This is a genomic window from Pseudarthrobacter sp. ATCC 49987 (assembly GCF_009928425.1).
In the GTDB taxonomy this organism is placed as follows: domain Bacteria; phylum Actinomycetota; class Actinomycetes; order Actinomycetales; family Micrococcaceae; genus Arthrobacter.
In genome coordinates this window covers 537,553-555,653 of the sequence record NZ_JAABNS010000001.1, presented here as the reverse complement: position 1 = coordinate 555,653, position 18,101 = coordinate 537,553, and the positions used below count along the sequence as shown (strand labels likewise).

The 18,101-nt window shown below is 66.9% G+C and carries 24 protein-coding genes and 1 pseudogene; 11 read left to right on the top strand and 14 right to left on the bottom strand.

Annotated elements, in window-relative coordinates; all coding sequences use genetic code 11:
- Window positions 1–122: 122 nt before the first annotated feature.
- Entirely contained in the window at window positions 123–1,256 is a 1,134-nt protein-coding gene (locus tag GXK59_RS02650) for an SLC13 family permease (RefSeq protein ID WP_160668951.1), read from the top strand.
- 22 nt (window positions 1,257–1,278) lie between these two features.
- On the opposite strand, the gene GXK59_RS02645 is transcribed toward GXK59_RS02650, so the two are convergent.
- Window positions 1,279–1,707: a VOC family protein gene (locus GXK59_RS02645; RefSeq protein ID WP_160664171.1), complete on the bottom strand. Its 429-nt coding sequence runs from the start codon at window positions 1,705–1,707 to the stop codon at window positions 1,279–1,281.
- A gap of 164 nt (window positions 1,708–1,871) precedes the next feature.
- Between GXK59_RS02645 and GXK59_RS02640 the strand changes: the two genes are divergently transcribed.
- Window positions 1,872–2,852, top strand: a complete 981-nt coding sequence (locus GXK59_RS02640; protein ID WP_160664169.1) for a DNA-3-methyladenine glycosylase family protein — start codon at window positions 1,872–1,874, stop codon at window positions 2,850–2,852.
- Window positions 2,853–2,877: 25 nt separating this feature from the next.
- Here GXK59_RS02640 and GXK59_RS02635 read toward each other — a convergent pair whose 3' ends face one another.
- Window positions 2,878–4,554: an AMP-binding protein gene (locus tag GXK59_RS02635; protein WP_160664167.1), complete on the bottom strand. Its 1,677-nt coding sequence runs from the start codon at window positions 4,552–4,554 to the stop codon at window positions 2,878–2,880.
- Window positions 4,555–4,655: 101 nt separating this feature from the next.
- Here GXK59_RS02635 and GXK59_RS02630 point away from each other — a divergent pair, with 101 nt between their 5' ends.
- Entirely contained in the window at window positions 4,656–4,934 is a 279-nt protein-coding gene (locus GXK59_RS02630) for a putative quinol monooxygenase (RefSeq protein WP_160664165.1), read from the top strand.
- 107 nt (window positions 4,935–5,041) lie between these two features.
- On the opposite strand, the gene trxA is transcribed toward GXK59_RS02630, so the two are convergent.
- Complete coding sequence (gene trxA, locus GXK59_RS02625) at window positions 5,042–5,455, bottom strand: thioredoxin (protein WP_160664163.1); 414 nt, start codon at window positions 5,453–5,455, stop codon at window positions 5,042–5,044.
- 147 nt (window positions 5,456–5,602) lie between these two features.
- Here trxA and GXK59_RS02620 point away from each other — a divergent pair, with 147 nt between their 5' ends.
- Together GXK59_RS02620 and GXK59_RS02615 are read left to right on the top strand one after the other, a co-directional pair.
- Complete coding sequence (locus GXK59_RS02620) at window positions 5,603–6,610, top strand: ABC transporter ATP-binding protein (RefSeq protein WP_160664161.1); 1,008 nt, start codon at window positions 5,603–5,605, stop codon at window positions 6,608–6,610.
- Window positions 6,607–7,407, top strand: coding sequence for an ABC transporter permease subunit (locus GXK59_RS02615; protein ID WP_160664159.1), 801 nt, complete (start codon window positions 6,607–6,609; stop codon window positions 7,405–7,407). Before GXK59_RS02620 ends, GXK59_RS02615 begins: the two co-directional genes overlap by 4 nt.
- Before the next feature lie 12 nt (window positions 7,408–7,419).
- On the opposite strand, the gene GXK59_RS02610 is transcribed toward GXK59_RS02615, so the two are convergent.
- Entirely contained in the window at window positions 7,420–7,965 is a 546-nt protein-coding gene (locus tag GXK59_RS02610) for an acyl-CoA thioesterase (protein ID WP_160664157.1), read from the bottom strand.
- Between the two features lie 104 nt (window positions 7,966–8,069).
- Between GXK59_RS02610 and GXK59_RS20835 the strand changes: the two are divergent.
- Window positions 8,070–8,477 (top strand): annotated as a pseudogene (locus GXK59_RS20835) (GNAT family N-acetyltransferase); the annotation flags it as partial.
- Window positions 8,478–8,600: 123 nt separating this feature from the next.
- On the opposite strand, the gene GXK59_RS02600 reads toward GXK59_RS20835, so the two are convergent.
- The 5 genes from GXK59_RS02600 to GXK59_RS02580 all read right to left on the bottom strand — a co-directional run bounded on the left by GXK59_RS02600 (window position 8,601) and on the right by GXK59_RS02580 (window position 11,636).
- A complete protein-coding gene (locus GXK59_RS02600) occupies window positions 8,601–9,005 on the bottom strand; it encodes a VOC family protein (RefSeq protein ID WP_202129241.1) in 405 nt (134 codons plus the stop codon).
- 49 nt (window positions 9,006–9,054) lie between these two features.
- Window positions 9,055–9,597 (bottom strand): GNAT family N-acetyltransferase, encoded by a 543-nt coding sequence (locus tag GXK59_RS02595; RefSeq protein ID WP_160664155.1) that lies wholly within the window; start codon window positions 9,595–9,597, stop codon window positions 9,055–9,057.
- A gap of 208 nt (window positions 9,598–9,805) precedes the next feature.
- Window positions 9,806–10,534: an MgtC/SapB family protein gene (locus GXK59_RS02590; protein WP_160664153.1), complete on the bottom strand. Its 729-nt coding sequence runs from the start codon at window positions 10,532–10,534 to the stop codon at window positions 9,806–9,808.
- 91 nt (window positions 10,535–10,625) lie between these two features.
- Entirely contained in the window at window positions 10,626–10,898 is a 273-nt protein-coding gene (locus GXK59_RS02585; protein ID WP_160664151.1) for a hypothetical protein, read from the bottom strand.
- Window positions 10,899–10,913: 15 nt separating this feature from the next.
- Window positions 10,914–11,636, bottom strand: a complete 723-nt coding sequence (locus GXK59_RS02580) for a GAF and ANTAR domain-containing protein (protein WP_160664149.1) — start codon at window positions 11,634–11,636, stop codon at window positions 10,914–10,916.
- Between the two features lie 244 nt (window positions 11,637–11,880).
- On the opposite strand from GXK59_RS02580, the gene GXK59_RS02575 reads away from it, so the two are divergent.
- Window positions 11,881–13,290, top strand: a complete 1,410-nt coding sequence (locus tag GXK59_RS02575) for an ANTAR domain-containing protein (protein ID WP_160664147.1) — start codon at window positions 11,881–11,883, stop codon at window positions 13,288–13,290.
- A 26-nt stretch (window positions 13,291–13,316) separates the two neighbouring features.
- The gene (locus GXK59_RS02570; RefSeq protein WP_160668949.1) at window positions 13,317–13,790 is read left to right on the top strand and encodes a DUF1810 domain-containing protein; all 474 of its coding nucleotides are present in this window, start codon (window positions 13,317–13,319) and stop codon (window positions 13,788–13,790) included.
- Here the strand turns inward: GXK59_RS02570 and GXK59_RS02565 are convergent.
- The 3 genes from GXK59_RS02565 to GXK59_RS02555 form a co-directional block, all read right to left on the bottom strand.
- Complete coding sequence (locus GXK59_RS02565) at window positions 13,762–14,916, bottom strand: EAL domain-containing protein (RefSeq protein WP_160664145.1); 1,155 nt, start codon at window positions 14,914–14,916, stop codon at window positions 13,762–13,764. The two genes, GXK59_RS02570 and GXK59_RS02565, sit on opposite strands and share 29 nt — an antisense overlap.
- Window positions 14,913–15,089: a DUF1059 domain-containing protein gene (locus GXK59_RS02560; protein ID WP_160664143.1), complete on the bottom strand. Its 177-nt coding sequence runs from the start codon at window positions 15,087–15,089 to the stop codon at window positions 14,913–14,915. The genes GXK59_RS02565 and GXK59_RS02560 overlap by 4 nt, the downstream gene beginning before the upstream one ends.
- 213 nt (window positions 15,090–15,302) lie before the next feature.
- The gene (locus GXK59_RS02555; protein WP_160664141.1) at window positions 15,303–15,617 is read right to left on the bottom strand and encodes a hypothetical protein; all 315 of its coding nucleotides are present in this window, start codon (window positions 15,615–15,617) and stop codon (window positions 15,303–15,305) included.
- A gap of 477 nt (window positions 15,618–16,094) precedes the next feature.
- On the opposite strand from GXK59_RS02555, the gene GXK59_RS02550 reads away from it, so the two are divergent.
- From GXK59_RS02550 to GXK59_RS02540, 3 genes are read left to right on the top strand one after another with little or no spacing between them, the layout of a single operon-like run.
- Complete coding sequence (locus GXK59_RS02550; protein WP_160664139.1) at window positions 16,095–16,361, top strand: hypothetical protein; 267 nt, start codon at window positions 16,095–16,097, stop codon at window positions 16,359–16,361.
- Between the two features lie 52 nt (window positions 16,362–16,413).
- Window positions 16,414–16,746, top strand: a complete 333-nt coding sequence (locus GXK59_RS02545; protein ID WP_160664137.1) for an ArsR/SmtB family transcription factor — start codon at window positions 16,414–16,416, stop codon at window positions 16,744–16,746.
- 13 nt (window positions 16,747–16,759) lie between these two features.
- Entirely contained in the window at window positions 16,760–17,257 is a 498-nt protein-coding gene (locus GXK59_RS02540) for an SRPBCC family protein (RefSeq protein WP_160664135.1), read from the top strand.
- A gap of 15 nt (window positions 17,258–17,272) precedes the next feature.
- Here GXK59_RS02540 and GXK59_RS02535 read toward each other — a convergent pair whose 3' ends face one another.
- Both GXK59_RS02535 and GXK59_RS02530 read right to left on the bottom strand, forming a co-directional pair.
- Window positions 17,273–17,608: an SHOCT domain-containing protein gene (locus tag GXK59_RS02535; protein ID WP_237393763.1), complete on the bottom strand. Its 336-nt coding sequence runs from the start codon at window positions 17,606–17,608 to the stop codon at window positions 17,273–17,275.
- 34 nt (window positions 17,609–17,642) lie between these two features.
- A complete protein-coding gene (locus tag GXK59_RS02530) occupies window positions 17,643–18,098 on the bottom strand; it encodes a DUF6325 family protein (RefSeq protein WP_160664133.1) in 456 nt (151 codons plus the stop codon).
- Window positions 18,099–18,101 lie beyond the last annotated feature (3 nt).

Genomic DNA, 18,101 nt, shown 5'->3' with positions numbered 1-18,101 from the left:
CACCCGCCAGGGGCGGATTCAGGCACGTCGGGACGGTCATCGGGGCCGCCGAATGCGAAGATATTGCGGTGACGAGCTGGCGCTGGCTGAAGCCCCTGAAGAGCTATCTGCTCCCTGCCGGGATGCTGGCGGCGGGCACCGCCGCGCTGCTCACCGGCCTCCTGCCCTGGCCCGCTTTCCAGGAACTGGCCGGCCGCACCGTCCCCGTGCTGACCTTCGTTGTGGCGATGTCCCTGGTGACGGAAATGGTCGACGACGCCGGCCTGTTCCGGGTCGTGACGGAGCGTCTCGCGGCGCTGGGCCGGGGCCGGGTTTCCCTGATGTGGCTGCTCGTGATCGGCCTGGCCACCGTCTCCACCGTGTTCCTGTCCCTGGATACGACGGCGGTGCTCGTGACCCCCGTCGTCGTGCTGCTGGCGATCCACGCCCGGATCCCGCCGCTGCCGTTTGCCCTGACCACGGTCTGGCTGGCCAACACCGCTTCCCTGCTGCTGCCGGTGTCGAACCTGACCAATCTGCTGGCCCAGGACCGGCTGAACCTCAGCCCGGCCGCCTTCGCCGGCCTCGTCTGGGCGCCGGCGCTGGTGGGGATCCTGGTCCCGATCGGGCTGCTGTGGCTGGCCTTCCGGAAGGACCTGGCCGGCCGCTACCCACCGCAGCCCGTCCACAGGGCGCGGGACAAGGTGCTGCTGTACTCGGCGTCGGGGGTGATGGTGCTGCTGCTCCCCGCCCTCGTCTCCGGTGTACCCGTGCAGTTCCCTGCGATGGCGGCGGCGGCGGTCCTGCTTGGTCTTTTCCTCTGCCGGCGCCGCTCTGCGCTGCGCTGGTCCATGGTTCCCTGGCGCCCGCTCATGCTCACCTCGGGGCTGTTCATGGTGGTGGAGGCCCTGCACGCGAACGGCCTGACGCGTTTCCTGTCAAGGATCGCCGGATCGGGCGAGGGCCTCCCGGCACTGCTGCAGCTTGCGGGCCTGGGGGCCGGAGCGGCGAACGCAGTGAACAACCTGCCGGCCTACCTCGCGTTGGAGCCGGTAGGAGACTCGCCGGTGCGGCTGGCGGCCCTGCTGATCGGGGTGAACCTCGGCCCGCTGGTGACCCCGTGGGCGTCGCTGGCCACACTGCTCTGGCACGAACGGCTCCGCACGCTCAACGTCGAGATCCGCTGGGGCGGATTCGCGGCCGCCGGCCTCGCCGCCGTCGTCCTCACCGTCCCGCTCGCGGTCGTCGCACTCTGGCTCACCACCGGGATGCACTGAAGGCAGGACGCCGACGACGGCGTCAGGCGCCGATGTCGTTTCCGGCAGCGGTGGAGCCCGCGGCGGCGTCGGGCGCCGCGTTCTGCCACAGTCCCACAATGTTGCCTTCGGAGTCCTTGAAGTAGGCGTTCCAGCCAGACCCGGGCACCTCCAACTTTTCCCGGTACGTCGATCCGCCGAGCGCGGTGATTTTCTCCAGCGCGGCGTCGATGTCGTCCACGTCCACCGTGACAACCGGCGCCGTGAGCCCTTCCCCCCGTTTGAACAGTCCGCCGTTGATGGAACCGGACACCGCCGGCCGGCCATGCTCGTCCATCGGCGTGGTCATCGCCAGGCTGTATTCCATCTCCGGCATAACCTGAAAGCCCCAGCCGAACACCGAGCTGTAGAACTCCCGCGCGCGGTTCTCGTCGTCCGCGGGGATCTCAAAATGTACTACTCCACCAGCCATAACACTCTCCTAAGAACAAGGATTCGGGCCAAAGGGCAGGCACAGGCAGCCCGTCCCACAGCCGGAGTCTAGCCCCGGCAGCGCGGGAGTTTAAGGGCCGTACGGCCCCGGCCCCGGGTGCCGCAGATACGGCCGCTGCCAGGCGTTCGTGGAATCATGGTCGGATGACCATTGCAGACGTCCCCGCCGGCTTTGCCGCCGCGGCGGACGCCTCGCTCCGCTGGCATCCGGGCGGCCCCTTCGACCTGTCCCAGACAATCGGAACGCTCCTGCGGGGACATGGCGACCCGTCCATCCGCGCAGCGCCGGACGGGCTCTGGCTGGGATTCACCACGCCGTCGGGTCCGGCCACGCTCCGCCTCACCGCCGCCGGCCCGCCGGAGGACCCGGCCATCGACGTCCAGGCCTGGGGACCGGGCGCGGGCGCGGCCGCCGATTCCGTGCCGCGGATGCTGGGCCGTGACGACGACTGGTCCGGCTTTGACGAGCCGGCGTTCCACGCCACGCTCCCCCGGATGGTTGTGGAGGCCCGACGCCGGAACCCCGCTGTGCGGCTGCCCGCCACCGGTCGCCTGGTCGATTCCCTCGTGCCCACGATCCTGGAGCAGAAGGTCACGGTGATCGAGGCCCGGCGCGGCTACCGGTATCTGATGTACCGCTTCGGCACGCCGGCCCCCGGCGCCGGTACTGTCGCGCCCGCCAACCTGATGGTCCAGCCCACCCCCGAGCAGTGGCTGCGCATCCCGTCCTGGGAATGGCACCAGGCCGGGGTTGGCCCCCAGCGTTCGGCGACCGTCATGCGCGCGCTGCGCTCCGCCGTCGCGCTGGAACGGCTCGCCGCGCTCCCGGCGGCAGAGGCCTCCGCAAAGCTGCAGACCCTTCCCGGCATTGGGGCGTGGACCGCGGCGGAGGTGGTGCAGCGCACCCACGGCTGCCCGGACTCAATCGCGGTGGGCGACTACCACCTCGCGGCCTATGTGGGCGCGGCGCTGACCGGACGCCGGACTGACGACGCCGGGATGCTCCGCCTGCTGGCTCCATGGGCCGGACACCGGCAGCGCGTTGTCCGGATGATCGCCCTCAGCGGCTTCCGGAAACCCACCTTCGGCCCGCGGATGACCGTCCAGGACCACCGCGCCCACTAACGCCCCACTAAAATACAACGCGCTGTCAGAGTCCCAGCCGGGATACAGCTTCCTGCCGCATGTCCACCTTGCGGATCTTGCCGGAGACGGTCATCGGAAAGCTCTCGCGCACGTCGACGTAGCGCGGGATCTTGTAGTGCGCCAGCTTCCCGCGGCAATACTCGGCCAGGCTGGCGGCGTCCAGCATCGCGGCGCCGGCCTTGAGGATGACGCATGCCATCAGTTCCTCACCGTACTTGGCATCCGGCACGCCGATCACCTGCACGTCCTGGATGTCCGGATGGGTGTAGAGGAACTCCTCGATCTCGCGCGGGTAGACGTTCTCGCCGCCGCGGATCACCAGGTCCTTGATCCGGCCTTCGATCACGATGTAGCCGTCCTCGTCCATCCGGGCGAGGTCCCCGGTGTGCATCCAGCCCCCGGCATCGATCGCCTCGGCGGTCTTGTCCGGCTGGTTCCAGTAGCCCTTCATCACGGAGTACCCGCGGGTGCACAGTTCGCCGATCTCGCCGCGCTGCAGCACCGCCCCGGTCATCGGATCCACGATCTGGCTCTCCAGCTGCGGCATGGTCCGGCCTACGCTCTCCGTGCGCTGGGCCATGGTGTCCACGCTGCGGGTCATGGTGGACACCGGCGAGGTCTCCGTCATCCCGTAGCAGATGGCCACGTCGGACATGTTCATCTCGGAGATGACGCGGTTCATCACCTCGATGGGGCACAGCGAGCCGGCCATCACCCCGGTGCGCAGGGTCGAGAGGTCGTAGGACGCGAAGTCCGGCAGGGCGAGCTCGGCGATGAACATCGTCGGCACCCCGTACAGTGACGTGCCGCCGAAGTCCTGGACCGCTTCCAGCGCCGCGGCGGGGGTGAACCCCCGGCCCGGAATGATGGTGGCGCAGCCGTGGCTCAGGGCGGCCAGGTTCCCGATCACCATGCCGAAGCAGTGATAGAAAGGCACCGGCAGCACCACCCGGTCGTGCTCGGTGTACTCCAGCAGCTCGCCGATCGAGTGGCCGTTGTTCAGGATGTTGTAGTGCGAGAGCGTGGCACCTTTGGGGAAGCCGGTCGTACCGGAGGTGTACTGCAGGTTGATCGCGTCGTGCGGGTCCAGTCCGGCCATCCGTGCCTTGAGGTCGGCATGGGCGACGTCGTCGGCCCGCTTGAGCAGCTCCGCGAACGTCCGCTCCGCCTCCGATTCGGGGACCCCCGCCGTCAGGGCCGGCAGGCCGGCGTCGGGAAGGAAAACGAGTTCGCGCAGCTCCGGGCATTCAGCCAGCGCCTGCCGGGCCATGCCGGTGTAGTCGCTGTTGCGGTCCGACGGCGCCGCGACCAGCATCCGCATGCCGTTCTGCTTGACCACGAACTCCAGCTCGTGGCTGCGGTAGGCGGGATTGACATTGACCAGGATCGCCCCTGTCTTGGCCGTCGCGTACTGCAGGATGGTCCACTCGGCGCAGTTCGGGCTCCAGATGCCGATCCGGTCGCCCTTGGCTACGCCCAGGGCCAGCAGCGCGCGGGCCACGCGGTCGACGTCGTCGTTCAGTTTGGTGTAGCTCCAGCGCCGGGCCTCTTCCCCGGGCACGGCCGCGGCCTCGATCAGGGCGTCCTGGAAGGGGAACCTGGCCACGATCCGTTCGAAATTCTCGCCGATGGTTTCCTCGAGCAGCGGGACGTCAGTGTCCCCAGCTGTGTATGCAAGCATGATGTGACGCTACCAACACTCGGCCGGCAAAAGAAGAGTAAAGCTTGGATGTCCTACGAAATCTTCGGGACAAGAAGCCGCGGCCCGGTATTGTGAAAACCATGAGCGCACCCATTGACCTTCAGGCCATCTTCATTCCCAACGACGGCGAGTTCTTCCGTGTGAAGCTCGCGCTGGAGATCGCGATCGACGAGGTGGTCACCGAACCCGGCTGCATCCGGTACGAGCTGACCGAGGCCACCGAGGACCGGCTGGTGCTGACCGAACAGTGGGCCTCGCAGGAGGACCTGGACAAGCACTCGAAAGGCACCGCGGTCCAGGACCTCAACGAGTCACTCAGCGCTCTGCTGGCCGAGCCGGTCAAACTCGTGACACTCTAGGCCCTCCCGGACAAAGTCACAAAGACAACGCGGGGTCACGTCGCGCCCATAAGTCAATGGGCGCGACGTTACCCCGCGTTGTTGTTTGTCGGGTTGCTGTGGGGCGACTAGGCCTCCGGGATCTGGCTGCCGTCCTGCTTGCTGACCGCCGCGGCAGCCTCGGCCTGGGACCGGGCCACGTGCGCGTGGACTTCTTCCATGTCGAGGGCCTTGACGGCGTCAACGACCTGTTCCAGCTGCTGGGCGTTCAGGGCGCCGGGCTGGGAGAACACCAGCACCTTTTCGCGGAACGCCATCAACGTCGGGATGGACGTAATGCCGGCCTCGGCGGCGAGCTGCTGCTCGGCCTCGGTATCCACCTTGGTGAAAACGACGTCCTGGTGTTTCTCGGAAACTGCGGCGTATGTGGGGCCGAACTGCTTGCACGGGCCACACCATTCGGCCCAGAAATCGACGAGGACAATGTCATTGTCCTCGACAGTAGATGCGAACTGTTCACCTGTAATGTCTACGGTAGCCATGGGTCAACGGTACGCGAGCAGCGGCGCCTTGTCCCCCGCATTTCGCTGTTGGCACATGCATATGACGACCCTCCCCCGCGCCCGGCCATCCGGCGCGGGGTCCTTGGACCCTAGCCCGCATGGCGGCCGCGGCCTACCATCGGCGCCATGCCCCACGACCCGGGAAACACCGCGAGCCAGGCCATTGTTGTCGACTCCCTGACCAAGAAATTCGGCCGCCGTGAAGTGCTGCACGGCATCAGCTTCGAGATCGGGAAGGGCTCCGTCTTTGGCGTGATCGGCCCCAACGGTGCGGGCAAGACGACCGTCATGAGGTGCCTGCTGGACATCATCCGTCCCACCGCAGGAACGTCGCGAGTGCTCGGCGGGAACCCTCGGACCGCAGGCCCGGCGCTCCGCCGCCGGATCGGCTATCTGCCCGGCGAACTGTTCCTGGAGGGACGGATCACCGGCCGCAAGCTGCTCTCGCACTACGCGGACATCAGCGGCCCTGTCAGACCCGGCAGGATCGATACCCTTGCCGAGCGGCTGGGCCTGGACCTGGACCGCCACACCCGCAAGCTCTCCAAGGGCAACAAGCAGAAGCTGGGGCTCGTGCAGGCCTTCATGCATGATCCGGAATTGCTGGTGCTGGATGAACCGACGAGCGGACTGGACCCCCTGGTCCAGCAGGAATTCCTTGCCATGGTCCGCGAGGCGCAGGGCAACGGGCAGACCATCTTCCTCAGCTCCCATATGCTCAGCGAGGTCCAGCAGGCCGCCGACGAAGTGGCGATCCTCCGCGACGGCCGGATCATCACTGTCGCCACCGTGGACAGCCTGCGGGAAGGCGCGGTGCGGCACGTGCGGCTGACCGCCGCAGGGATTTCGGCGGCCGACGCCGGCGCGCTGCTGGCACGGGTGCCCGGGATCGGGCACCTCGAGGTGCTGCCGTCGGGCGACGGCGTCGAACTGTCCGCGACCCTGGGCGGCGCCATCCAGCCGCTGCTCCACGTTCTGGCTTCCCTCAGGCTGACCGAGCTGGTGCTGGAGGAACCGGATCTCGAGGAATCGGTATTGGAGCTGTATGGAACGATCCGCGGGAACGGCAGCGGCACCGGCGGAGCCGACGCCACCGGCAATGGCCGCCGCCGACGAAAGGGGCGCGGCCGATGAGGAAGCCGCTGCCGCTGTTCACGCGGGCGTTCGTGGACCCCTGGCGCTCCACGCTCGGGTGGGCGGCGGGGCTCGCCGTCACGATCTTCCTCTACCTGCCGCTCTACCCCTCGATCGGCGCAAGCCCGGAGATGCAGCGCATGGTGCAGGCCTTCCCGCCGGAGATCATCAAGGCGCTCAACTACGACCTGGTGACCACCGGCCCCGGCTACACCCAGGCCACGATGTTCGGGCTGATCGGCTTCCTGCTGATGACCATCGCCTCGGTGGCGTGGGGCGCGGCGGCAGTCGGCGGGGACGAGGAATCCGGCCAGCTCGAACTCACCCTGGCCCACGGCGTGACCCGCACGCAGGTGGTCCTGGAGCGGGCGCTGGCCATCTTGCTGCGCGTGCTGCTTCTCGCGGCCCTCGTGTTCGCCCTCATCCGGCTGCTGAATGATTCCGCGGAGTTGAACATCCAGCCGGAGAACCTTTTTGGCGCCTCAGTGCTGTTCGCCGGGCTGAGCATGCTCACCGGCAGCACGGCGCTGTTCGCCGGCGCGGTGACGGGGCGGAAGACTTACGGGCTGGCCGCCGGCGCCGGCGTCGGCGTACTGGGCTATGTGTTCAACGCGGTCGGCCGGCAAAGCAGGGACGTCGACTGGCTCCTGAACCTGTCCCCCTACAACTGGGCCTACGCCAACAACCCGCTGGCCAACGGGGCGGACTGGCCGGCCGCGGGCTGGCTGTGGGGCATTTCGGCCGCGCTCGTGGGGCTCAGCGCGGTGGCACTGGGCCGGCGCGACGTCGGGACCTAGGCGCAGGCCGGCTTAGGCCCAGGCGTGCGGGGCGGGCCGCCGCGCCCCCGGAAGGGCGTTGGTTTCGCGCCACTCGTGGATCCAGGCGGGAAGTTCCAGGTCCGCCGGAGGCGCACCGAACTCCCGGATGATTTCTTCCTGGCTGACCGGCTTGCCCTTGCTGACCAGGCGGGTCGCGATGAAGGCGCGGGCGTAGATTTCCCCGTCCACCACCATGCGCTGCTCGAAGTAGATGGCCTTCCCGTCGAGGCCAATGATCTTCGTTTCGATCGTGTACCGCTGCCACAACTGCAGCGAACGGCGGAAGGCGATGGTCTCCCCCGCCGCCACGGGACTCCATCCCCGGCGGCGCATGGCCTTCCAGGTGCCGCTGCGGGCCATCAGATCGAACCGGCCCAGGTCCATCAGGGAGAAGTACATTCCGTTGTTGACATGCATCGCGATGTCGATGTCGGTCGGCAGGACCTTCAACGGCAATGACGCGGTATCCCAGATGCTCAGCGGGGAGCGTCGGGAGGACGTGAACAGCTGGACAAGCGTGCGGAGGAGCAGGTGCATGGGGATTATGTTACCCGCGGGTAACAACACGGCCAAGAACCGGGGCCGCGGCTCATGGCCCGGCACCGCGGATCAGCGGGTGCAACCCGTACTACTCTTGCCGGATGACAACAGACCTGGCTGTCAGGGCCGCCGTGCTGGACGACGCCACCGGCATTGCCCGGGTGCACATCCAGGCCTGGCGCGAGTGCTGCGCCCACCTGCTGCCGGCCGAAGACTTGGCCGGGCTGCAACAGGGCCCGCGGGAGGACAAATGGCGCGCCAACATCTCCGCTGCCGCCTCGAATGTCTGGGTTGCCTGCGCGGGTATGGATATAGTCGCCTGGGCGAGCGCCGGGGCCGGACGCGATGACGACGCACCCCGGCCCTGGGAGCTGCAGGGAATCTACGTGCTGGCCAGCCACTACGGCTCCGGGGCAGGCCAAATGCTGCTCGATTCAGCCGTGGCCGGCGGCGGCGCCTACCTCTGGGTTGCGGAACAGAACCCCCGCGCCCTCGCCTTCTACCGGCGCGACGGCTTCGTCCCTGACGGTGCCACCGCGGCTCATGAGCTGATCGGTACGCCAGTCCGGATCCTGCGGATGGTGCGCCGAGCCGTGTGCCGGCGCCCTATACGGGGTCCGGCGGGCCAGGCGTCAGTCCGTGGCGACCAGCTCGGCCTCGAAGCCGTCCGAATTCACCAGGTACGCGGCGAAGTGATCCGGGCCGCCGGCGTGCGGGTACTGTTCCGGGAACAGTTCACTCCAGCCGTGCGCGAGCGCGTCTGCCGCCAGGGCATCGACCTGGGGCCGGGTCCCCGCCCTGAAGGCCAGGTGATTGAGACCGGGAGCGGTGCGGTCGTGCGTTCGGCTGCTCAGGGCCGGGGATTCCTCGACGACGATGTACGTCAGGCCCCGCCGCCAGCTGCACCCGTCCGGCCAGTCCTGGTACTTGAGGTAGCCCAGCCTCGCCAGGAGCCAGCCCCATTCGTCCTTGGCGCGGCCCAGGTGCGGGACCCACAGTTCCACATGGTGCAGGGCCCCGAGCGATTCATCCGTCACGAGGAGAGTCTCGCACGGCCTGGCACAGGTTTTCGCCAGGCCCCGGGGCTCAATACAAAATGCGCTGGAAGAGAATGTGGTCCTGCCAGGCTCCGGCGATGTTGAGGTAGGCCGGGGCCACACCGATCGCCGTGAACCCCGAGCGCTGCAGGATCTTCTGGGAGGCTGCATTGTATTGGAGCGTGGCGGCCTGCAGCCGGTGCAGGCCCAGCTCCTCCCGCGCAGCGTCCACTGCAAAAGCCACGGCCGCCGAGCCGATCCCGCGTCCGTTGTAGTCCTTGTCCACCCAGTACCCCAGATGGGCGCTGAGGAACGGCCCGCGGACGATGCCGCTGAGGGTCATCAGCCCCACAATCGCTTCACCATCCGTCAGGACCCACGGAACATCCGACCCCGCAATAAACAGGGCCAGCTTGGACTGGACGCTCATCATTTGACCGTCGACAGTGAAGAACTCCTCTGCCCGCAGCGGCTCCCAGGGCGCCAGGTGTTCACGGTTCCGCAGGTAGGCGGCGCACATAGCTTCCACGTCGGAGGCCCGCAACACCCGGATCCGAATGCTGCCGGCCAGGGTCGTACTGTTGCCGGGCATCCGTAGCCTCACTCCCCGCACGGGGGCAGCACAAAGTTGGGCTGGCACGGCTGCTTGGGCTGGCACAGCGGCGCCGGAAGATCGTCAAAGAAGCGCATGCCCCCATCCTTGCACCCCGCACCACCGTCAACACCGCCCGGCCCTGCCGCACAGCCACGGTGCGGGCGGTCTTGTTCCCGTGCCCCGGGGTGATGATCGAGGCAGCAGCTCAGGCTTCATCGTCATCGTCGTCGTCATCCTCACTGGAGTCGGCACCCCGCACGATCACACTTGCCACGCCGTGCAGGTCCATCAGGGGCAGGACGAGGTTGCGCAGCGGATGGCGCCCGAAGAACCGCACCTCCATCGAGACCATCGGCTTCTGCTCATCCCCGGTCCGCCGGGTGCGCAGGATCGACGAGCTGAACCCCATGGTGGTGGCGACTTCAAGGATCTGCCGCAACACCCCTTGGCCATCGGCATAATCGATGTGCATCACCCGGTTCCGGTCCACAGAGGGGATCCTGCGGACCGCGGGGGCAATCACGAACAGTGTGATGAGGTGGAAGATCGTCAGCACCACCCCCAGGGAGACCATGCCGGCTCCGCAGGCCATGCCCACTGCTGCCGATACCCAGATGGTGGCGGCCGTGGTGAGGCCGCGGACCACGTCACGGCCCTTGAAGATGACGCCGGCGCCCAGGAAGCCGATCCCGCTTACGATCTGGGCCGCGATGCGGGAAGGGTCCACGACAGCTCCGGGCTCCGTCACTAACGCGAAGCCATACGCGGAGACCAGGGTGAAGGCGCACGAGCCAAGCCCCACCAGCACGTGGGTCCGGTAGCCTGCGCTCTTCTGCCGGACCTGCCGCTCGATGCCGATCAGCGAACACAGCACAAACGTCGCGAGCAGCAGCCCGGCTTCCACCAGGCTGGTTTCGGTGAAGAACGCGAACATGCCGCCCACCTTCCTGTGGCCCGTTAGTCAGCGGCGGACCCGGCCCGGCCCGGGATCACTGTCCGTGTTGCTGACTCTAGCAAGGCCAAGGTCAGTCGTCATCGCGGCCGTCTACGCTGTACGGCGCCCGCGGCGCCCCGGAGTACAGCTCATCCAGTCGTTCGTTCAGGGCGTGCGCGAGGATGTCGCGCTGGAGTGCGGGCAGTGCCATCGCGCCGTGGATGTAGGCCTCGATCTCGAACTGTCCGGCGTGGCCACCGAGCGTGAAGTACCGCAACCACAGCTCCTCAGTACTGACGTCGGCATGGCGCAACGATTCGGCGAATCGCCGCCGCTGCTCGCTCTCCTCGTCACCCAAGGCCACGCCGTCGTCCTGCGTTCAGTTTTCGAAGGGACTGGCCGCAGCCAGCAGTTCTGCCGCGACCAGGGCCAGGGGCTTCCCCGCCTGCCGCGACAGCATCATCAAATCCCGGAGGGCCACTTCATCGTTGGTTCCGTTCCGGGCCATCAGCAGGCCCTTGGCCATGCTGATTGTGTCCCTCTGCGCAAGGGATTCCTGCAAGCGGTCGCTCAGCGTCCGGGCAGCCTCCCGGGCGTGCGTGTGGATGACAAAAAGCGTCGCTTGTTCGGCAAAAAGTTCAGCCAATCGGACCGTGCCGTTGCCTGCGAAGTGACCACCGTCCGAGTAGACCTTGACGGCCCCCAAAGCAAGACCGCCGGACAACAGAGGGCAGCTCACCGAGGACGAAATCCCCAGCGCTGCGGCGGCGGGAGCCCACCGGGACCATCGCCGGTCGGAGGGCAGATCCTCGACCAGGACCGTTTCCCCGCTCGCCCAGGCCGTGATGCACGGGCCTTCCCCCAGCTCGTACTGGAGTGCGTCAGCTTCGGCCACGACGGCGTCGGACGCTGCGGTCGTCTGCCGCCGGCCCGAACCGTTGATCAGGCTCACTCCGGCACCGATAGCGCCGGGAATCGCGGCAGTCGCGGCGTCCGTAATCAGCCGGAGGGCGTGGCCCACCGTTTCTTCCGTCAGCAGCAGCCTCGTGGCCCGGGCAAAAACGGCAGTGATCTCGTCAGCCAGCGGCAGTTCGACGCTCATCTTCACCTCAGAAGTCCATACCGGCAGGTCGACAGCCGGCGCGCATCGCCGCAGACTCAAGCATACGGCGGCCCGGCCGGGGCGCCTATACTCACTGTCCCCCGCACGGCGTAGTGTCGCTAGTAGTGACATCTGGGCTCGATCGGGGCTGAGGTGCGCTATTTGGGCTGCGGGCGATCAAGAGTCCGCAGCCGCTGAGCCGACGCGTCACGGACGTCCAGGCGTTCGTAGGATTGAGGCCGGCATGGTTTCCGGTACCGGCGCATCTCCAACACCCGAGCAGCTGCAGGACCTCCTGCTGGAAAGTCCCGGGTTCACCGAATTCCTCCTGGGCCTGACCACCATCTCCGCGACCCGTCTCGGTGGGTCCGAACCCATGCTGTGCGCCATCACCGTGGAAAGGGACGGCACTCCGGCCACCGTCGCCAGCAGCGACGAGGACGCGAGACGGCTGGATGAGAAGCAGTACGTGTTCGACGACGGTCCCTGCCTCACGGCCCTGCGGCATGGCACCACAGTCCGGGTTCCCGATGTGGCGGCTGACGACCGCTGGGAGCACTACGCCTCCGCGGTCTCCTGCGAGGGCATCGTGTCGGTCCTGGCCGTACCCATCGCCACGGATCCGGGTGCAGCCGCAGCATTGAACTGCTATGCACGCTCGAAGGGCGTTTTTGACAGCACCACCGTTGCGGAGGTGGAGCGCCATGCCCTGTCCATCTCGCGGATCCTGCGACTGGCGCTCAAAGTCCACCCCCCGGAAATCTATCCCGAGCATCTCCGCTCCGCCTTGAAATCCCGCGCCATCGTTGACGCCGCCGTCGCACTGATTATGGTCCAGAACCGGTACAGCAGGGAACGGTCCATGGAGCTGCTTCACGTTGCCGCCAGGGCAACTAACACGAAGCTCCACGCCATTGCCGTTGACATTCTGCACGGGGCATCCCTACCTTCGGCGGACCCCCCGCAACAGGATGGAGGAAAGCCGCCGCCTTGTCAGCGACCGGCCGGGAAATTGGGGGCAGCCATGCGGGACAACCGCACCATTTCAACTACGTCGCAGAACATCGCCGGCACCGGCGGCAGGCTGCTGGATCTCGTGCTGGACAGCACCGGGGCAGGGTCCGGGGCGGAATACTTCCTGGCCGGGCTGTCCGACTTGGCGGCGGAAGAATTATCCCGCCCGGAGCTCGAGGTGGCCTGCGGGATCACCGTCTACCGGCGGAAGCAGCCGTCCGCCGACTGGGGCAGCACCGGCGACGGATCCGCGAGCATGATCCAGGCTCCGTTGGAACTTGACGACGAGAACTCCGCCGTTGTCAGTCTCTACTCGACGCGGAGCGCCGCATTCTCCACGGACGATGTGGAGCGGGCGCGGCAGTTCGGCGCCGACGCCTCGCGGGCACTTCTCCTGGCCTTGAGGATCTCCCAGCTCCGGGAATCCCGGGACGACATCGCCGCCGCCATGCAGTCCCGGACCATCATCGACCTGGCCATCGGGGCAATCATGGCCCAGAACCGGTGCGGGCGCGAAGCCGCTTTCAAGATCCTCCGGAATACCTCCAACAACAGGAACATGAAGATCCGCGACATCGCGGCAGCAGTCGTGGCGTCCATTGCCGGCGATACCGACATCACGGCACGATTCGAGGACTGATGTCACGCGGGACCAGCGAGGAGACAGTGGGGGATCCCTACGACCTGGAACGGTTCGTCACGGCCCAGGATTCGGGCGGAACTTACCGGCACGCCCTCGGCGAGCTCCGCGGAGGTTCCAAGCGCAGCCACTGGATGTGGTTTGTTTTTCCGCAGATCGCCGGGCTCGGGCAGAGCCCGACTGCCCGGAAGTATGCCGTGACCTCGTTGGATGAAGCGCAGGCGTATCTGCGGCACCCCGTACTCGGTCCTCGGCTGGTCGAATGCGCCGGGGCTGTGGCCGGTCTCGAAGGGCGCACGGCGGGGCAGATCTTCGGCGGCATCGATGAGCGGAAACTGCACTCCTCGATGACACTCTTCCTCCGGGCGGACCCCCGGGCGGGTGTCTTCCAGGAGGTCCTGGCGAAATACTTCGACGGGCTGCCCGATGCGGCCACCGACCGGCTCCTTGGCAGCGGCCAGGCGGCCCCAGCTACTCCCCCGGCACCGCCAGCGCAGTAATCATCCGTTCCATGCGCGCGACGCCGGCGTACCGCCCGGCGTTATCCGTCACCAAAAGGGGCTCAAACCGGCTGGAGGCGGTCCGCGTCATGGACCGGGCCAGCGCCGCGTTCAGGGGGGTGTCCAGATTCACGCGCATCCCGGGACTCACCACGCCCAACCCGGCCGCCACCGGGTCCAGCACCGAGACCGGCCGCAGGTGGTCGCCGATCAGTACCACCGACTGAAGCCCGGGGTTCCCGGCGAAGGCCTCCGCGGCGAGCGCGGCAGTCGCGGCTGTCGTCGCGGATTCGAGGACATCGCGAATCACGGCTTTGCGGGTCACTGGCGGCTTCGAGGCGAGGCGGTGGGCCAGATCCAGATCGATGCCCGCCCACGCCGGCGCCGGCCGGGCCAGGCAATACCCCTGCACCAGCGGCACGCCCAGGGAAACCAGCGTATCGAGTTCCTCCAGCCGTTCCACACCCTCGGCCAGGATCCACGCATCCACCCGGCCGGCAAAGGTGCCAAGCATCTCGATCAGGGCACGCTTGGCCTCATCCCGATCGATATCCTGGACCAGTTCACGGTCGATCTTGATCAGCGAGGGTCGCAGCGCCAGCAGGTGCCGCAATCCCGCGTAGCCGGCACCGGCGTCGTCGACGGCGATCAACGCGCCGGCCGCGCGCAGCTGGTTCAGGTCCGGTTCCAGCCCCACGTAGGAGTCGATGGGGGTCTGCTCGGTGAGCTCGACGACGAGGCCGCCCAGGTTTCCCTCGTCCCGCCAGACGCTCCGGATCTCCTCGGTGCTCAGCAGTTCGGGCGAGACGTTGACGGTCAGGAAGCAGTTGGTGGGCAGCGAGGAACGGGCCGCGAGCGCCGTCCGCAGCGCCGCCGACTCCAGCTCCGCGGATCTGCCGTGGGCACGGGCAGCAGAAAACCACACCTCGGGGTTCTTTTCGGCGAAGCCGGGGAAACGTGCGAGCGCTTCATAGCCCACCACCGTGCCACGTGACGTGTCGACGATCGGCTGGTAAGCCGAGGCCAGGCCTTCTCCGCGGCAGGCGGCCGCCAGGAGCTCACCCCAGTCCGGCCCGCTGGCTGCATCGGCAGCGGGAGACGGCCCGCCTGCCGCGGTACTGCTCAACTCACCGGACTGATTGCTTTGTGGACCGACTGGACGAGTTCGGCCGGCAGTTCCACCAGCCCATGCGTGGACGCGGCGTGCGCGGCGACGTTGACCAGGATTTCATCTTCCGTACTACAAACCCATCGGGCTTCGCATCCGGGCACTACATCTCCACACGCAAACGATTTCACTAAGGCTCCTTATATTCGACGGCGAACTGCACCACCCTACTGCCTTGCGCACAAGGAGGAAGCGATATCCGCCCCAGGACCGCCAGGTGTTTTGGCTGCCGGACGGCCGCGTAGGACCACGTGCCGCGGCGGCCTCCCGAAGGAGACTTCGTTGTCTGTCAGCCAAGGGATGGGTCCGGGCCGAACATCTCCGTGGCAGGCCGGGCGATCACCTCAGGTCAGCGGGGGCACCGCGCCGTACGACCTGGGGATCCCATACGGGTTGACCGGCCGGTCCTCATCCAACGAGGACGGTTCCCTGGTGGCGTAGCTCCGCGCGGTTTTCAGGTCGCGGGAGCGTCGGTACAGTCCGAAGCCGAGCGATCCGAGGCCGGCCGCCAGCAGCGCCAGTCCCAAAACAAAAAGACCCACAGCCCCCGCATCGGCGTTGCCGGAAGCAACGTGGAACAGCGGCGTCGGCAGGACAAAGATGGTGGCAGCCAGGGCAACGCCCCCTGCTGCAATTTGCCATGTTCCCTTGGACATCATGGTTCCCCCTCCAGTGTGTGTCTCATGGTTCAGTAAACCGGAACTCCGGCCGGGGCGGAAGGGCATCCCGGACCATTCGGCGGATCCGGAAAAAGGGTATCGACGCAGGGATCGATGCGGAGGACGATTAGAAGGCGCTCACGTTTAAGGAGGTAAGTGATGTGCTATCCGTACAACAGGGATTTCCGGCGGGACATCAAGAAGGGTGAATCAAAGGAAACTGAGCCGCGCCCGGAGCCCCGGGCGGAAGCCCCTAACTTCAAGTTTTGGGCCTTCCCCCGCCGCAGCAGGGAATTCACGGTCGAGGAACCGGCGATAGCTGACCGGACCCGCGAGAAGGTATGACCCGACAGTCAACGGAAGGCTCCTCAATGAGGGGCCTTCCCCCTCAATGAGGGGCAGCCAGGCTGCGGCGTGCGGACGTTCCGAAGAAGGTACGGGAGACTGGAAGTCCACGATCACGAAGGCAGGACCGCATTGATCAATCTCCAGCAGGACGCCGAAGGCTTCATCCGCATGAAGCGGCACTTTCCGGGCAGCACCATCATTTCCGTCACGTTCACCGATGGCTCGTCGGAGGAGTTTTCCGGGCAGCAACTCAACGCGATCTATGACGATGCCCTCGCCGTCTTCCGGGCGGAGAACCACCTGGATGCCAAGGGGTACTCCCGGGCACCGAAAAGGACGGTCCAGCCTGCGAACAAGATCGAGTTCGTCGCGGTGCACCCCGGGATGGCCAAATAGCCGCCCCGGCACCCATTGACATCGCGGATCGGGCGGATTATTCTACAACCAAATGGTTGTAGATGAGCTCCGAGATGGCGACCTTGACCGCCTGTTCCAGGCGTTCGCCGATGCGACCCGCAGGGACATCGTCACCCGCGTGACCGCCGGCGAGTATTCAGTGTCAAGGCTGGCGGGGCACTACGCCATGAGTTTCGCCGCCGTGCAGAAACACGTGGCGGTGTTGGAGCGCGCCTCCCTCATTACGAAGGAAAAGCGCGGACGGGAGCAGATCGTGCGGGCCCACCACGATGGCCTGCAAAGGGCCCGACGGCTGCTCGATGAGTACGAAACGATCTGGCGGCAGCGGGCCGACCGGATCGCCGACATTCTCGCCGAGGGATAGGAAGAGTTCCGTCATGACCGTTATCAGTTCGCACAAGAATGCCGAAGCACTGAGCTTCACCGTCGTCGCCGAGTTCGATGCCGGCGTCGAGCGCGTGTGGCAGGTCTGGGAAGACCCCCGCCAACTGGAGCGCTGGTGGGGTCCGCCCACCTGGCCCGCAACCTTTGAAAGCCACGACTTCGTGTCCGGAGGTAAGGCCAGCTACTTCATGACCGGGCCCGACGGCGAGACGAGCCGGGGCTTGTGGCGGTTCACGGCCATCGAGGCTCCGCACCACTTGGAGTTCGACGACGGTTTTGCCGACGAGAATGGCGATCCGAACCCCGACCTGGGCACGAGCCATGCCGTGATGCGGCTTGAGGCAGTCGAGAACCGCACCCGGATGACCATTGTGTCGACCTTTGACTCCGCAGATGCGTTGGAACAGGTTCTCGCCATGGGCATGGAAGAGGGCATGAAGCAGGCCCTCGGCCAGATCGACGCCATCCTCGCCGGCTCCAAAGTCGGCTGACGGGCTCCGCCGGCATTATCCGCCGAGGATCTTCGCCTTCTGGGCTCCGAACTCCTGTTCGGTGAGAATCCCCTGCTCCTTCAACGCCGCGAGTTCTTTGAGCTGCTCGATGGCGTCGTTGGTGATTCCGCCGGCGGCAGCCGGAGGCGGGGGCGGGGGCTGCGCCGGCTGCTGGTACGCAGCCTGCTGCTGCTGGCCCATTTGTTGGTCGTAGGCCTGCTGCTGCTTCGCCGCGGTCGCGGCGTCCTTGTCGGCGAACTTCGCAGCCTGCCTGCGCTGGACGCGGCCGCTGACCGCAGATGCCGTCCCGGCAACGACCGCCGTCCGCGCCATACCCCTAAGCAGTCCCATAATGTCTTTCCTCTCGCATCGCGTCTTTTGTATGTCAGGCTACGGGCGGCCTGGCGTCGAGGGCTTCGAGTGCTGCCATCACGTCCGGCGCAGGGATCCGCGTGCTCGCTACGAGCTCGCCCCCTGAGTCCCGAACGGCCGCCACAAATGGTGCCGCCCACATGTTTTCGTAGACAATCAGCGCGGCGAGGCTCCCCGGGAGAATTGCCTCTGCCGCTTCGGCGATTTCCTCATCGCCGAGGAGCCCGGATTGCGCTCCGTCGAAGTACGAGAACGCCTCCGCAGGACCGCCCGGGTCGGTGAGTTCAAGCACCTCGACCGCACCGTCCTCGTTCTTCATGACGACGAGGAGATCGAAGAGCCGGATCACACCCTGCTCGACGAGCCGTACGAGTTCTTCACTCGCCCTTCCGGTCAGTCCTGCCATGGGGAACTCGAGGAGCACAAAGTCGACCGGCCCGTGGGCCTCGGTCTCCGGTGTGGTTGTCACTGG